At 47.2% G+C, this 15,586-nt stretch carries 13 protein-coding genes; 1 reads left to right on the top strand and 12 read right to left on the bottom strand.

Annotated elements, in window-relative coordinates; translation table 11 throughout:
• Positions 1–7 precede the first annotated feature (7 nt).
• Together HU147_RS16335 and HU147_RS16330 are read right to left on the bottom strand one after the other, a co-directional pair.
• Complete coding sequence (locus HU147_RS16335; protein ID WP_224077264.1) at positions 8–1,036, bottom strand: cytochrome d ubiquinol oxidase subunit II; 1,029 nt, start codon at positions 1,034–1,036, stop codon at positions 8–10.
• A 2-nt stretch (positions 1,037–1,038) separates the two neighbouring features.
• Complete coding sequence (locus tag HU147_RS16330) at positions 1,039–2,385, bottom strand: cytochrome ubiquinol oxidase subunit I (protein WP_224077217.1); 1,347 nt, start codon at positions 2,383–2,385, stop codon at positions 1,039–1,041.
• Between the two features lie 216 nt (positions 2,386–2,601).
• On the opposite strand from HU147_RS16330, the gene HU147_RS16325 reads away from it, so the two are divergent.
• Entirely contained in the window at positions 2,602–3,036 is a 435-nt protein-coding gene (locus HU147_RS16325) for an NUDIX hydrolase (RefSeq protein ID WP_224077216.1), read from the top strand.
• An 84-nt stretch (positions 3,037–3,120) separates the two neighbouring features.
• Here HU147_RS16325 and HU147_RS16320 read toward each other — a convergent pair whose 3' ends face one another.
• The 10 genes from HU147_RS16320 to HU147_RS16275 form a co-directional block, all read right to left on the bottom strand.
• Positions 3,121–3,768 (bottom strand): metallophosphoesterase family protein, encoded by a 648-nt coding sequence (locus HU147_RS16320; protein WP_224077215.1) that lies wholly within the window; start codon positions 3,766–3,768, stop codon positions 3,121–3,123.
• Between the two features lie 92 nt (positions 3,769–3,860).
• The gene (locus tag HU147_RS16315) at positions 3,861–4,772 is read right to left on the bottom strand and encodes a diacylglycerol kinase (protein WP_224077214.1); all 912 of its coding nucleotides are present in this window, start codon (positions 4,770–4,772) and stop codon (positions 3,861–3,863) included.
• 180 nt (positions 4,773–4,952) lie between these two features.
• Positions 4,953–5,513 (bottom strand): thioredoxin family protein, encoded by a 561-nt coding sequence (locus HU147_RS16310; RefSeq protein ID WP_224077213.1) that lies wholly within the window; start codon positions 5,511–5,513, stop codon positions 4,953–4,955.
• Between the two features lie 228 nt (positions 5,514–5,741).
• Entirely contained in the window at positions 5,742–7,172 is a 1,431-nt protein-coding gene (gatB, locus tag HU147_RS16305; RefSeq protein ID WP_224077212.1) for an Asp-tRNA(Asn)/Glu-tRNA(Gln) amidotransferase subunit GatB, read from the bottom strand.
• Positions 7,169–8,638: an Asp-tRNA(Asn)/Glu-tRNA(Gln) amidotransferase subunit GatA gene (gatA, locus tag HU147_RS16300; RefSeq protein WP_224077211.1), complete on the bottom strand. Its 1,470-nt coding sequence runs from the start codon at positions 8,636–8,638 to the stop codon at positions 7,169–7,171. Before gatA ends, gatB begins: the two co-directional genes overlap by 4 nt.
• 19 nt (positions 8,639–8,657) lie before the next feature.
• A complete protein-coding gene (gene gatC, locus HU147_RS16295; protein ID WP_036805930.1) occupies positions 8,658–8,948 on the bottom strand; it encodes an Asp-tRNA(Asn)/Glu-tRNA(Gln) amidotransferase subunit GatC in 291 nt (96 codons plus the stop codon).
• Between the two features lie 224 nt (positions 8,949–9,172).
• Positions 9,173–10,303 carry a CamS family sex pheromone protein gene (locus tag HU147_RS16290; protein ID WP_224077210.1) on the bottom strand — a complete coding sequence of 377 codons (1,131 nt, stop codon included), beginning with the start codon at positions 10,301–10,303 and terminating at the stop codon, positions 9,173–9,175.
• 13 nt (positions 10,304–10,316) lie between these two features.
• A complete protein-coding gene (ligA, locus tag HU147_RS16285; RefSeq protein ID WP_224077209.1) occupies positions 10,317–12,323 on the bottom strand; it encodes an NAD-dependent DNA ligase LigA in 2,007 nt (668 codons plus the stop codon).
• Between the two features lie 15 nt (positions 12,324–12,338).
• Positions 12,339–14,552 carry a DNA helicase PcrA gene (gene pcrA / locus HU147_RS16280; RefSeq protein WP_224077208.1) on the bottom strand — a complete coding sequence of 738 codons (2,214 nt, stop codon included), beginning with the start codon at positions 14,550–14,552 and terminating at the stop codon, positions 12,339–12,341.
• A gap of 31 nt (positions 14,553–14,583) precedes the next feature.
• Entirely contained in the window at positions 14,584–15,285 is a 702-nt protein-coding gene (locus HU147_RS16275; protein WP_224077207.1) for a heptaprenylglyceryl phosphate synthase, read from the bottom strand.
• Positions 15,286–15,586: the final 301 nt, after the last annotated feature.

Genomic DNA, 15,586 nt, shown 5'->3' with positions numbered 1-15,586 from the left:
TTCCTCCTTACGCGTGGTAATCCGATTTCCCTTTGACGTAGTCTTTATCAAACAAGAACAGACGGAACAACAGATACAGTGACGGCAGCAGCAGGCCGAGCCCTGCAATAAATGCAATAATCAAGGCAATCGCCATCGATTCATTCGTGAAGCTGTCATAAATCGTCAAATACGGATACAGCAAATAGGGATAATGCGAGAAGCCGTATGCGAAAAACGCAGTAAAGAACTGGCCGACAAGCAAAATGAATGCCCAGCCGTAATTGCGGCGTTTCCAGATCAAGTAGACGGTACCGACGAACAACAGGAACGAAATCCCGAACACCCACCATAAATCAAGAAGGCGTGTATAATGTTCCGCATTATGGGCGCGAAGTTCAAAAATGATGCCCGTAGCTGTAATGATGGCTGGACCTGCCCAGATCAGTGCATATTTACGCATCAAATCTGTGGCCTTAACGTCCCCGGCTTTATCTGCATACCAAGTCAGGAAGACAGCGGAAATGTAAAGGACTGCTGTCAAACTCAAGACCACGATGCTCCAGGATAAAGGGCTCGTAAACAATGCCCAGTAATCGAGATACGGTTTGTCATCCGCCATTTTGATGAATCCGCCTTCGGACATGGCAAGCACAGGAGACAAGGCAGCGGGAAGCAATAGTCCCGACAAGCCGTACATATAAATATATCCTCTATGATTGATTTTCGCCCCGTAAGTCGCAAAGGCATAATACGATCCGCGGATCGCCAGCAGGACAAGCGCGATGCTCGCCGGCACCAGGAGCGCGGTCCCGTAATAATAAGCTGTCAACGGGAAAAAGCCGATGATGCCGACAAAGAAGAAAACGAAAAAGACGTTCGTTACTTCCCATACCGGCGATAAATAACGCTGGATGATATTCGTTAAGATATGCTGTTTATTTGTAAATGCACTATAGGCGTTAAAGAATCCGGCGCCAAAGTCAATTGACGCCACGATGACGTACAAGAATAGGAATAGCCACAAAACGGAGATCCCGATTATTTCAAGTGTCAAAGTCATTCTTGTTCACCGCCTTTTTGAGCTTCACGGTCTGCCAATTCTTTTTCAACCGGATTGCGTTTGTACATCCGCGATAAGACAACAATCGTTCCGACCCCGAGAATAAAGTAAAGGCCTGCGAACAAAATAATCATTAAGTCGACTTGCCCGCTTGTTGTGGCTGCTTCAGAAGTCTTCATGTAGCCGCGCAGAATCCATGGCTGCCGCCCGACTTCCGTAAACCACCAGCCGGCTTCGATGGCGATGAGCGCCAACGGGCCACCTGCCACAATCAGCCAGCGGAACCATTTCGCTTTAATGAATGACCAGCCGCGCCATGCAGCGACGACGTAAACAAAGGAGAAGAACGCCAGCCACATGCCGATAGTCACCATCGTATCAAACAGGTAATGAATCCAGAGCGGTGGAATTTCGTCTTTTGGAAATTCGTTCAGCCCTGTGACTTCAGAGTCTGGTAGCCCATGTGCCAGAATACTTAAGGCATAAGGAACTTTGATGGCGTATTTCGCTTCTTCGCCATCCAGTACACCGAACAAAATCAGCTCTGCCCCTTCTTCTGTTTCAAAATGCCATTCGGCAGCTGCCAATTTTTCCGGCTGGTATTCTGCCAGGTATTTACCGGAGAAATCTCCGATCAATGCCGTTGCAATTGAGAACACCAAACCTAATTTCATCGTTAAAAACAACGCTTTTTTATGATAGACATGGTTGGAACCGCGGATCATCCGGAATGCGGCAATCGATGCCAGCAAGAATGCGGATGTCATAAACGCCGTCGCCATAACATGCGCCACTTTCGTCGGCATCGCCGGGCTCAGCATCGCAAGAAGCGGGCTGACATTGACCAGTTCGCCATTCAATACTTCAAAACCTTGCGGTGAATTCATGAATGCATTGACCACTGTGATAAACAACGAAGATGCGGCTGCACCAAGCGCTACCGGAATCAGCAGCAATAAATGCTTGCGCTGGTCTTCAAATCGGTCCCAAGTGTATAAATAAATTCCGAGGAAAATCGCTTCAAAGAAAAAGGCGAAAACTTCCATAAACAACGGCAAAGCAATGACGTTACCCGCCAATTGCATGAAATTCGGCCACAACAGAGATAATTGCAGCCCGATGGCTGTTCCCGTTACTACCCCAACAGCGACCGTAATAACGAAACCTCGAGCCCACCGTCTTGCTAAAAGGATATAGTGGTCATCATTTTTCTTGATCCCTACCCACTGGGCAATCATGATCATCAACGGTACCCCTACACCTACCGTTGCATAAAGAATATGGAATGAAAGCGTCATTAAAGTCAATATTCGACTCAATAGCGCTGTATCTTCAAATCCCATCAACTTATTCTCCTTTCAAAATCACATTATTTCCTGTACTCAACTCTACAACCCTATTGTACCTTATCTCTCCTTCTTTCTTGGTTTATAAACCCTGTAAAAAGGCAATAATTAAAAGAGCTTTGAATAACTTGTGACAACAAAAAAGAACAAGCAATTGAAATTTTTCTAAATATTTAGTATTCTATTAAGAACAATAAAAAAGGATGATGCAGCATGAGAACAAGACGAAAAGTATTTGCTTATATCACTAGAGGGCCAGAAGACGAGAAAGAATTATTGGTATTCGAACACCAAGGAGAACCGGAAGCTGGACTTCAAGTCCCGGGAGGCACCATCGAAGAAGGCGAAATGCTGATTGATGCGCTTTACCGGGAAGTGCAGGAAGAAACCGGCTTGCCGCAAGCGGTCCTGGAATTTGTCGGCAAGGTCCATAAATACAACTATTACCCGGAACATCAAGAAGATAAAGTATACGAACGCAACATTTTCCATTTTGAATATACCGGAGAGCGTGTGGATTACTGGGAGCACACGATTGTCAGCGATGGCCAGGACAACGGTCGGACGTTCATGTTCCACTGGGAACCGGTAGCCCATTGCCCGAAACTGGCCGCAGACCAGGATGCTGCGCTTGAATTGATGGAATAAGCGATTCATATGGAAGTATGCTAAAAAACCATGGATTTTTATCCATGGTTTTTTTGTCTTTACTTATAGTAGAGAGGTCTTCACTCAAATATCCCGAGGATCTGTTTTTTCATTCACAAATCCGATGATGTCCCCATTCGGCTTCACTTTCACTCCCGTTAAATACCCGTTGTACACAGCACCTGTGTCAATATTCCACGCATGGCTTTGCTCATCGTATAGCGGTTCTTTGCGCGGCGTATGGCCGATAATCTGAAGCTTGCCGATATTCTTTAACGGGCTTCGATTCCACAGAATGCCGTACATATCCCTTTCGATCAAAGGATTTTCTGCCTGCATAGAAATCCCCGCATGGCTGATAAACAGTCCGTTTGTTTCAAAGAATAAAGGCCGGCTTCTCAGCCACTCCATATCCGACTCAAACTCGCGTTCAGCCTGTTCATATTGTGCGAGTGTTTCTGCTCCGCCCTGTCTTAGCCAATTCGGGTTCGGCCCATGGAATACATGCTCTTCCATTTCGAGCTCGTGGTTGCCTTTCAAGAAAATAGCTTGCTCCGGCCAATCCGCATTCAGCTGTCTTGCCAAGCCAACCACTTGAGGCGCATGGTTTCCTCGGTCTATCAAATCACCTACCTGGACCAGCACTTCATGTTCTTTGTCCCATTCACGGTCAATCAACTGGCTGAATGTATGATAACAACCGTGTACATCGCCGATCACAAAATAATTCATCTCTCTGAGCCTCCTCTGTACTAGAAAAAGATAAAGATGAGAAAAGGCCAAATCGGTCTCGATCTGGCCTTTTGCTTATGGAAGTTCCACTTTTATTCCCGGTCATGGTCATCAATTGACGAAATCGGAACCATCACTTCGATATGGCGCGCATGGTTTACAAATGTGGCGGGAAGCAATCCTCCATATTCCCCATCCAGATTCAAGAGAACCCGTTCATTGGAAGAAACGGAAATTTTGCTGGCTTTTGCATAGATGACATGGGGATCCGATAAATGTTCTCCGCGCAGCGCCAAAGACGCCACCCGAATAAATTCTGCCATGTTCAATTCCTTCAAAATCAGCAAGGTGAATTTCCCGTCATTGATACTGGCATCAGGCGCCAACTTCTCAAATCCGCCGACAGAATTCGTCAGCCCGATTAAAAACAACATGGCCTTGTCATCAAAAACCTGGCCATCGTATTCAATACGGACATTGGAAGCACGGATGGACGGCAGCATTTCGATGCCTTTTAAATAATAGGCCAATTGCCCAAGCACCGTCTTTAGTTTGCTTGGCACTTCGTACGTGAGTTCGGTCAATCTGCCGCCTCCGGCAATATTGATGAAATAACGTTCATTCATCATGCCGACATCGACCGGGATTGATTTGCCCTGAATAATGATATCAACAGCTTTATTAATATCCCGGGGAATGTGGACGGCACGTGCAAAATCATTTGTCGTCCCCATGGGAATCAAACCGATTTTCGGCCGGTTTTCAAATTGGGATACCCCTGCAACCACTTCGTTCAACGTTCCGTCTCCGCCAACCGCAACAATCAGGTCATAGTTTCTATTTACCGCAATGGATGCAGCTACCGTGGCATCGCCTTCTCCAGTGGTGGCGTGGCAGGATGTTTCGTATCCCGCCTTTTCCATTTTTTCAAGCACTTCCGGAAGGTGTTTGCGGAATAATTCGCGTCCGGAAGTTGGATTGTAAATGATTCGTGCTCGTTTCATACCCTATTCAGCCTTTCTAAACGTTCTATAGAATAAGACTCCTTTAGTCAGCAGGAAGTTGCCGTTGAAAAACGCGGTGGGTTGGACACAGAATGAGGCAGTCTTTTCATGCTTCCCCCTTCAAATCTTGCGTTTCTTCTCGCTAAGAAAAAGCCGGCATCGAGCCGGCTTTCCTCATCCTTACTTCAATACGTCAAAAAAAGTCTTGCGCAGGTCTTCATAGACCGCTTGCCAAAAATCACTGTTCCAAGTAAAGCCATCCGATATTTCGCCAATGACTGTTTTTAAATGCAAATCAAACTGAGGGTCGTCTTTTTCAGGAAGAACCGATCTTTTTTCTGTCACGAACTCCTGGACTTTCGGTGCGCGCGGGCCCCAGTCGCCCAATACTTCGCCTTCTTTTGAAAGGATGATGTATTTCGGGATGGAACGGCCGCCGTTCGTCAAATACTGGTCCATCAATTCCAAATTCTGGTCGCGGTATACACAACGCACTTTCACATCCGCCGCCTCTGCAATTTTACGCAGAATCGCATTGTTCATCATCGCATCGCCGCACCAGTCTTCTGTAATGACCAAAACATGTGGTTGCTTTTCTTTTAACAAATTGATGAATTCCGGATCTTCCGGAAGTTCGAATTTCTCGAAGATGGAATAAGATTTTTCCTGGTTCGACTCCATTTGAGCCATATAGCTCTCTAAAGTAATCGCATTTTCAAAATACTGCTGCTCCGTTGACATAATAAGATCACTTCTCCTTTAGCCTGCTTTCATACCCAGTAGATTACCCTTCTTCCAGGCAGCAAAAACTCAAATGACTCAACTTCACACGGTTCAGTATTTCAAGTGAAGTTTCTCTTTATCCTTAGTTTACTTGTACTAAGTAGAAGCTTCAACCTATTTTAGCCTTTCTCCCGTTAATTATGAAGACATTAAAAAGATGGCCCGTGAACGGGCCATCTCTTCATGCTATCGTTTTGCGATTTCTTCAAGCAAGATTTTATTGAGCAATGGCGGGTTTGCCTGCCCTTTTGTCTGCTTCATAATTTGGCCTACCAAGAAGCCGATTGCACGGTCTTTGCCGTTTTTGAAGTCTTCGATCGATTGCGGGTTGTTATCCAAAGCAGCTGTAACAAATTCACGCAATGTGCCTTCGTCCGAAATTTGGACAAGCCCTTTTGCTTTGACGATGTCGTTCGCGTCTCCGCCTTTTTCAATCAATTCTTTAAAGACTTTTTTAGCAATTTTCGAAGAAATCGTACCATCTGAAATCAGCTTGATCATGCCCGCCAATCCTTCAGGTGCCAATTTCGTTTCGCTCAATTCTTTTTGCTCGGCGTTCAAGTAAGCAGAAACTTCACCCATCAGCCAGTTAGATGCAAGTTTTGCATCAGCGCCGGCCGCAACGGTCGCTTCGAAGAAATCCGAAATCGGTTTCGCCAGCGTCAGGACCATTGCATCATATGATGACAAGCCAAGTTCAGAAACATAGCGCGCTTTGCGGGCATCCGGAAGTTCCGGAATTTCCGAACGAACGCGTTCCATCCAAGCGTCGTCAATGATGATATCTACAAGATCCGGCTCCGGGAAGTAACGGTAATCGTCCGATCCTTCTTTCACACGCATCAAAAGGGTTTTTCCTGTAGATTCATCGTAACGGCGGGTTTCTTGTTCGATGATGCCGCCTGAAAGCAACACTTGCTCCTGCCGGACTTGTTCGTGCTCAATTCCTTTGCGTACAAAGTTGAATGAATTCAAGTTCTTCAATTCCGTCTTTGTCCCAAATTCCTCTTGCCCATATGGACGAAGTGAAATGTTGGCGTCGCAGCGAAGCGAGCCTTCTTCCATGCGTACATCGGAAACACCTGTGTACTGGATGATCGCTTTGATTTTTTCCAAGTAAGCATAAGCTTCCTCCGGTGTGCGGATGTCCGGTTCTGACACGATCTCAATCAACGGCGTGCCTTGGCGGTTAAGGTCTACAAGTGAATGGCCATTGCCGGTATGCGTAAGTTTCCCGGCATCTTCTTCCATATGAAGGCGCGTAATGCCGATGCGTTTTTTCTCGCCTTTTACTTCAATTTCGATCCAGCCATGTTCGCCGATCGGCTCATCAAATTGCGAAATCTGGTAAGCTTTCGGGTTGTCCGGATAGAAATAGTTTTTGCGGTCGAATTTTGTGTGGCGGTTGATTTGGCAATTTAATGCGAGCGCCGCTTTCATCGCCCAATCCACTGCAGTTTTGTTGACTACCGGCAAAACACCTGGGTAGCCAAGGTCGATCACGTTTGTATTGGTGTTCGGTTCTGCGCCGAAATGAGCCGGTGCTGGAGAGAACATTTTCGATTCTGTTTTTAGCTCGACGTGTACTTCAAGGCCGATGATTGTTTCAAAATTCATTTTGCAGCTCCCTCCCAAACTTGAGGAGTTTTTTTATGGAAATCGGTTGCCTGCTCGAAAACGTCAGCAACGCGGTAAACCGTTTCTTCATCAAAATATTTCCCGATGATTTGCAAGCCAAGCGGTAAGCCATTTTCAAAACCGCAAGGAACCGAAATCGCCGGAACCCCTGCCAAGTTGACAGGAATCGTCAAAATATCATTCGCATACATCGTCAGTGGATCGTCGATTTTTTCGCCGATTTTAAATGCCGGCGTCGGCGTTGTTGGCCCGATGATGACATCGTATTGTTCAAACGCTTTATCGAAATCCTGTTTGATCAAAGTGCGCACTTTTTGTGCTTTCTTGTAGTATGCATCGTAGTAGCCTGAGCTAAGTGCATAAGTTCCAAGCATAATGCGGCGTTTCACTTCATCACCGAATCCTTCAGAACGTGTATTCATATAGAATTCCAGTAAATTGCCCGCTTTTTGGGTGCGGTATCCGTAGCGGATTCCGTCAAAACGCGACAAGTTGGATGAAGCTTCAGAAGAAGCGATCAAGTAATACGTCGATAATGCATATTTCGAATGTGGCAGGGAAATCTCTTCCCATGTTGCGCCTTTTTCTTCAAGCACTTTCAATGCGTCGCGGACTGCCTGTTTTGCAGCTTCGCCAACGCCTTCTGCGAAGTATTCTTTTGGAACACCGATACGAAGCCCTTTGATGTCGCCAGTCAGTGCAGCAGCGAAATCCGGCACTTCGACGTTTGCAGAAGTTGAATCTTTCTCGTCGTGTCCAGCAATTGTATTCAATAGCAAGGCATTGTCTTTAACCGTACGAGTGATTGGCCCAATTTGGTCCAAAGACGAAGCATAAGCAATCAATCCAAAACGGGAAACACGTCCGTATGTCGGCTTCATGCCCACCACACCACAAAATGCAGCTGGCTGGCGAATAGATCCTCCGGTATCTGATCCAAGCGTAAACGGTACTTCTCCAGCAGCTACAGCCGCTGCAGATCCACCTGAAGATCCGCCCGGCACAGTTTCAAGGTTCCAAGGGTTTTTGGTGTTTTTGTAATACGAGTTTTCGTTGGAAGACCCCATCGCAAATTCATCCATGTTTAATTTGCCGACAATGACCATTCCGTCCTTCTTCAGCTTTTCCACTACAGTTGCATCGTAAATTGGATTAAAGCCTTCAAGAATCCGGCTTGAAGCCGTAGTTTCAATGCCTTCGGTGACGATATTGTCTTTAACGCCGATCGGCAAGCCAAATAGCGGCCCGCGCTCATCAAGAGGCGTTTCTTCCAATTGAGCTGCTTGCTTCAAAGCGCCTTCTTTATCAATAGCCAAGAAAGCATCAACTTTCGAATCAAGCTCTTCAATGCGGTCAAACGCCTTCTCTGCCATTTCAGAAATGGTCATTTTCTTTGTATGTATCAACTCTTGCAGCTCAGCTGCCGTTTTATCTGCTAATGCCATCTTTTTGCTCTCCTCCTTATCAGTCAAGAATCGTCGGAACTTTAATTTGTCCCGCTTCATGTTCTTTTACGTTTTTCAGTACCAATTCACGATCCAGTCCAGGAATCGATTTATCTTCACGCAGTACATTAACCATTGGAAGTACATGCGTTGTCGGTTCCACATTTTCAGTGTCCAGCTCATTCAGCAATTCCATTGCGTTCGTGATTGCTTCCAGCTGGTCTGCAAAATGTACAGCTTCTTCATCAGTGATTGCTAAGCGCGCCAAATGGGCCACTTCAATTACTTCTTCTTTTGTCATTTTCGCCATTTCTCTACACCTCCGGATTCAGTAAACATACGTTTTATCATAACATTTTTCTTAGAAAAGCGGAAGCGCCCGGGTAGATTCGACGGGCATAAGACAAACCGGCGAAGCGGCGCTCTTTGCCACACAGCCGGGTTGACTTATGACCCCGAGAATCTGGGCGCTGGAGCCTGGACAGAAAAAATGAATAGGGACAGCCGGCATGGCTCTCCCTATTCCCGTGCAAATTATTCATAAATGTGAACAACTGGTTCTTTTTGATCGGCTTTCCGTAAAATCAGCGCTTCCGGACCATTCGTGGAAGTGACACTGATTTCTATTTCCATGTTTTCAGGGAAATGTTCCAGCACAAGGCCGGTCAAATATTGGCTGAATCCGATCAATTCAGCCGAGCCATAAAACTGGATGGGAATATCCACTTGCATTTTGCGTAATTGGTTTTCCTGATAGAAGCCTGTTCCAATGACGCTTGTGAAGTTGGAGAAATATTCTTCGACATCCATCTTGAAGTTGCGGAAGGTCGTATCCACTTCCCGGTATTTTTCCTCAGCACCTGAAGTTGGAAATACGACATATTCTTCGTTGACTGGAGTCCAGTTGGCAACTTTCCCCTGGCCTCCCGGCGCCACGCCGTAAGAGAAATAAGTTCCCGGCGTAATGGCGCCGCGGCTATTTTGCTTATACAGCCCGACGGTGATCGGCACTTTCGCCATTCCTTCTTTTTCACGTAGGCGTTTCACGATTTCGTTGGCAAGGCGGACCCCTTCTTTTTCGATCTGTGCCTGGGGAATGGCTTCTTCGTAGGCAATTTCATTGACCGAATTATAATAAGTTGAGTTCAAGGCTAAGCCAATTGAAACACCGCCTAAGCGGATCGTTTCCTCATTCGTTTTCACCAAATAATTCTGTTCGACAATATGGGCCAGGATTTCAGCCGGCGGCCGTTCCCCTGCTTTTTTCTGCTCTTCCGAACGCGGATCAGCCGGATTCAAGCCTAAGGGATTGTCTTTGCTTGCACGTGAAAGCCATGCATTCGCATCTTCATCCGTTAGCTTCTGGCCTTCCTGAAAATAATAATCATCCGGTGAAAATTGGTTTTGCGACAATCTCAATAGTCCGGTTTCCGCTTCTTTGATATCGTAGCGGGAATTCAGCCGGTTAACGATTTTGCCTCTCGTGGCACTTTGTTTATACGGCAGCAAAGTCCGGTAATACCGGTCATCCAGCTGCATGCTCGGAATGATCGCCGTTTCTGCTGCTTCTTCTTCTGTCTTGAGCACTTCCGTTTCATCCGAATCAGAAGGTACACATCCCGAAAGCAGCAATAAACTGACCGGAATCCACCATAAGCGTTTCATGTTCCAAATCTCCTCATTTACTCAATTCTTCAATGAGACGTTCTTCGTTCCAAACGTCCACTTTCAGTTCCAACGCCTTCGCCAGTTTTGAACCGGCTTCTTCGCCTGCGATGACCAGATCCGTTTTCTTGCTGACACTGCCGGATACTTTTCCGCCCAGCGCTTCAATCTGTGACTGTGCTTCGCCGCGCGTCAGTTTTTCAAGTTTTCCGGTCAAAACGATTTTCTTGCCGGCAAAGGCATTTGCGCCTTCTTCAACTCGAACGCGTGTCCCTGTATAAGTTAAATTGACGTTTGCTTCCGCTAAACGTTGCATCAATTGCTGAACTTCTTCTGTTTCAAAATACGCCACAATCGAATCGGCCATTTTCCCGCCGATTTCATGGATATTGATGAGTTCATCAAAAGTGGCAGCCATCAATTTTTCTATGCTGCCGAAATGCTCGGATAAAATCCGGGCGCCCCGTTCGCCAACATGGCGGATGCCAAGGCCGAACAATAAGCGCTCCATCGAATTGCTGCGCGAAGCGTCAATTGCGGCAATCAAATTGGATGCGGATTTTTCGCCCATCCGGTCCAGATTCAGCAATTGCTCTTTTGTCAGCTTGTAGATATCCGAAATATCGGCAATCAAGCCTTCCCGGTATAGCTGCTCGATCACTTTTTCTCCGAGCCCTTCGATATTCATCGCATTGCGCGATACAAAATGGATCAACCCTTCGGTAATTTGGGCCGGGCATTGCGGATTGACGCAGCGAAGCGCCACTTCCCCTTCGATCCGGATCAATTCACTTCCGCAGGCCGGGCAATTCTCCGGCATTTCAAATGGCAATTCATCACCTGAGCGCTGTTCAATCAGCGCAGATACGACTTCCGGAATAATATCTCCGGCTTTCCGGATGATGACTTTGTCGCCGATGCGGATGTCTTTTTCGCGGATCAAGTCTTCATTGTGAAGTGAAGCACGTTGAACGGTTGTGCCCGCTACCGATACCGGATCAAGGATGGCAGTCGGTGTCACGACGCCTGTGCGGCCGACGCTGAGTTCAATGTCGCGGACAGTGGTCATCACTTCTTCTGCCGGGAATTTATAAGCAGTTGCCCATTTCGGGCTTTTCGCTGTAAAACCGAGTTCCTGCTGCTGCAAATAGCGGTTTACTTTGATGACGATGCCATCAATTTCATAAGATAAGTCTGCACGCTGCTCTGTCCATTTCTCTATATAAGCCAACACTTCCTCAACGCTCCGGCATACTTGGCGTTCGTTGTTCGTCTTAAATCCGAGAGCTTCGATAAACTGCAGCGTTTCTTCGTGTTCGCTCAATCCATGCGATTCGGCGTCTCCGCCGATGCCATATATAAAGACATCCAAGTTCCGGCTCGCTGCAATTTTGGGATCCAGCTGGCGCAACGATCCGGCAGCCGCGTTTCTTGGATTGGCAAACAACTCTTCGCCGCGCTCCCCGCGTTCTGCATTTAATGCATGGAACGATTTTTTCGGCATGAATACTTCCCCGCGTACTTCCAAAGATTCAGCCTTTCGGAGTTTCAAAGGAATGGTGCGCACTGTGCGAAGGTTAACGGTAATGTCTTCCCCTACACGGCCATCTCCCCGGGTCGCTCCCCGGACAAACTGGCCGTTTTCATAAATCAGGGATACCGCAAGCCCGTCGATTTTCAGTTCGCAAACATATTCAATACTGTCACCGGCGCCGCTTCGCACCCGGCGGTCAAAATCGCGTATATCTTCTTCGTTGAAAACGTTCGATAAACTGAGCATCGGCAAAGCATGCGTCACTTTGTCAAAGTTGGAAATCGGTGTGCCGCCAACCCGCTGTGTCGGTGAGTCGGGGAAAATCAAATCGGGATACAAAGTCTCGAGTTCGATTAATTCATTCATCAATTGATCGTAAACAGAGTCGGGAACAGCCGGTTTGTCGAGCACGTAATAGGCGTGGCCATATCCTCGAAGTTGTTCGTTTAACTCAGTAACGCGTTGCTCTGCTTGTATGCGGTCCATTTGGTTTCCTCCCGATTATTCTTTTTCGATCGGCGCAAATTTCGCCAATAGCCGTTTGATGCCAACAGGGCTTGGAAAAGCAATGTCGAGTTCAGTTTGTTCGCCTTCGCCTTTGACGCTGACCACTGTTCCCGTGCCCCATTTTTTATGTTTTGCCCGGTCGCCTGAGCGCCATCCAAGTTTGTCGCCGCCTGACGGCTCATAAGCTGGACGGCTGACAGCTGCCCGTCTTGGCGCCTGTCTGTAGCTGGTCGCTGCCCCAGCACGGTAAACCGGTGTTGATTGTTCAATCAGCTCTTCCGATATTTCGTTGATGAAACGGGAAGGCATATTGTAGTTGCTCTTGCCGAACAAGGTCCGGGACGAAGCATGCGTCAAATAGAGGCGCTGTTCGGCCCGCGTGATGCCGACGTATGCCAATCGGCGTTCTTCCTCCAATTCATCGTCATCGTTGTTTGAACGGGAATGCGGGAAGACGTTTTCCTCGAGCCCGATGATGAAGACGACAGGGAATTCAAGCCCTTTTGCGGCGTGCATCGTCATCAAAATGATCGGTCCGTCCGCATCTTCTTCGTCATCGACAGAGTCGATATCCGAAATTAACGCCAAATCCGTCAAGAAAGCGACCAATGATTTGTCGTCGCTTTGCTTTTCAAACGCCTGGGTGACCGATAGGAACTCGTTCAAGTTTTCCAGGCGGCTTTCGCCTTCGATCGTTTTGTCGATTTGCAGCATATGCTTGTAGCCTGATTTCTTCAAGACTTCCTCAACCAATTCGGTCACCGACAAATATTCCTGCATTTGCGTAAAGCCATTGATCATATTGCGGAATTCGAGGGCCGTCTGCGCCGTTTTCGGCGTCAGCCCCATAAAGTCCACTTCCTGCAGGGCGTCCATGATGGTGCGGTCCTGCTCGATGGCAAAACGGGCCATACGTTCAAACGAAGTGGCGCCGATGCCGCGTTTCGGTTCATTGATGACTCGTGCCAACGACAAGTCGTCGTCGTTGTTGGCGATCAAGCGCAAATAAGCCAGCAAGTCCTTGATCTCTTTGCGGTCATAGAATTTCGTCCCGCCGACAATCGTATACGACATATTCGATTTGACGAACATTTCCTCAAGTACCCGCGATTGGGCATTGGTGCGGTAAAGAATCGCAAAGTCCGAGGTTTTGTAGCCCTCTTCTTGCATCAGCTTCTGGATGGTCTGAACCACATACTGCGCCTCCTGGCGTTCATCTCCCGCTTTATGAAGGGTGATTGCCGGGCCGTCTGCATTATCAGTGCGCAGTTCTTTCGGATAACGGCTCTTATTTTTCTTGATGACATCGTTGGCTGCCTGCAGAATCCGTTTGGTCGAGCGGTAGTTCTGCTCCAGCATGATGACTTTGGCATTCGGGTAATCTTTTTCAAACGACAGGATATTCGTGATATCCGCTCCGCGCCAGCGGTAGATCGACTGATCGGAATCCCCGACAACGCAGATGTTCTTGAATTTGCTCGCTAATTTTTGGACGAGCTGGTATTGGGCATTGTTCGTATCCTGGTATTCATCCACGTGGATATAATGGAATTTGTTCTGGTAAAACTCCAATACTTCCGGCACCGTGTTGAACAAAGTCAGCGTCGTCATGATCAAATCGTCAAAATCGAGCGACTGGTTCTTTTTCAAGCGCTTTTCGTAAGCGGCATAGACATCCGCCACCGTTTTTTCATACGGGTTATGCGGATTCATATTCGCTGCAAATTCCGTCGCGCTGATGCATTCGTTTTTCGATGAAGAAATAGCGTTCAGCATTGTACGCGGTTCGTATTTTTTCGGATCCAGGTCGAGCTGTTTCAGGACATTCTTGATGACAGTCAACTGATCAGTCGTATCCAAAATCGAGAAGTTCTTGGAGAACCCGAGCCGGTCGATATCCCGGCGCAAAATGCGGACGCACATCGAGTGGAATGTCGACACCCACATGCGTTCGCCTGTCCCGTGCCCAAGCAGTCCATCAATCCGGCTGCGCATTTCGCGTGCGGCTTTGTTCGTAAATGTAATTGCCAAAATATTGGAAGGGTAAACTTCTTTCTCCAACACCAAATAAGCGATGCGATGCGTCAGCACACGTGTTTTCCCTGATCCGGCACCTGCCATGATCAGCAACGGGCCATCTGTCGCTTTCACTGCCTGTTCTTGTTCAGGGTTCATCCCTTTTAATAAATTCTTTGTAATGATTTCCATTGTGCACCACCTCGAACATCTGTTCTTTTTATTATAGCGATTTGTTATCCGTTTCCGCAACCGCCTGTACGGTTGCCATCGCATTTTCGATATTTTCATAAATCAAGTTGCCGACGACGATTGTATCAGCAATGGCGGCCATTTCTTTCGCCTTTTCCGGCGAATCGATGCCGCCTCCATAAAACAAACGGGTATTGTCCAGCACTTCATGGACATCCCGGACCCAGCCGGCATCTCCGTATGTACCGCTGTATTCCATATAAAAAATCGGCAGCCGGAAAAAATGTTCCGCCATTCTCGCATATGCCACCACATCATCTATTGTGATATGCGTTTTGGCCTGCGTCAGTTCTGCCGCTTTGCAATCGGGGTTCAAAATGCAATACCCTTCCGGAATCAATTCTTCCCAGTCCATAATATCTCCGTATTCCCGGATGGCTTCATGGTGAAGGCCTTTGACCCATAAGGGATTGTCACTGTTTAAAACGGTCGGAATGAAATAAAAATCAAAACCCGGCGTTACCGCTTCAATCGTCGATACTTCCAGCACAACAGGCACCGTGTAGCGGCGTACCCGCGCCATTAAATCAAGGACATTGTCGAGTGTGACATTATCGCTTCCGCCAATCAAGATGGCATCGGTCCCAGATTCGCAAATTCGTTCCAACTGTTCATCCGAAATGGCTTTCGCCGGATCTAATTTAAAGACATGACGCCATGTTTGAAAGTCCACAATCATCCACCTAACCTTGGTTCTTTTTTCATCACTTCATTATAACAAAAAAACGGGGCCAACCGATAAGTCTACTACGCAACTTGTCGGCTAGCCCCTCTTTTTCATACAGAACCCTGCTCTAAAATGCTTTGCTGGATTCATCGGAAAAGAGTTGCCGCAGTAAATTTGCAGCAACTCTTTTCAGCTTGTTAAGAAAGTTATAGCAAAAATTCTCCTTAGAATATCCTCGATATTCCGCAAAACAGCTCCGCTGAAAACATATGCTCCTGCATCGCTGCGCTAGCTTCGTCGCAAAGAC

The organism is Planococcus chinensis (assembly GCF_020071995.1).
GTDB classification, from domain to species: Bacteria; Bacillota; Bacilli; order Bacillales_A; family Planococcaceae; genus Planococcus; species Planococcus chinensis_A.
This window is presented reverse-complemented; position numbering and strand designations above follow the sequence as displayed.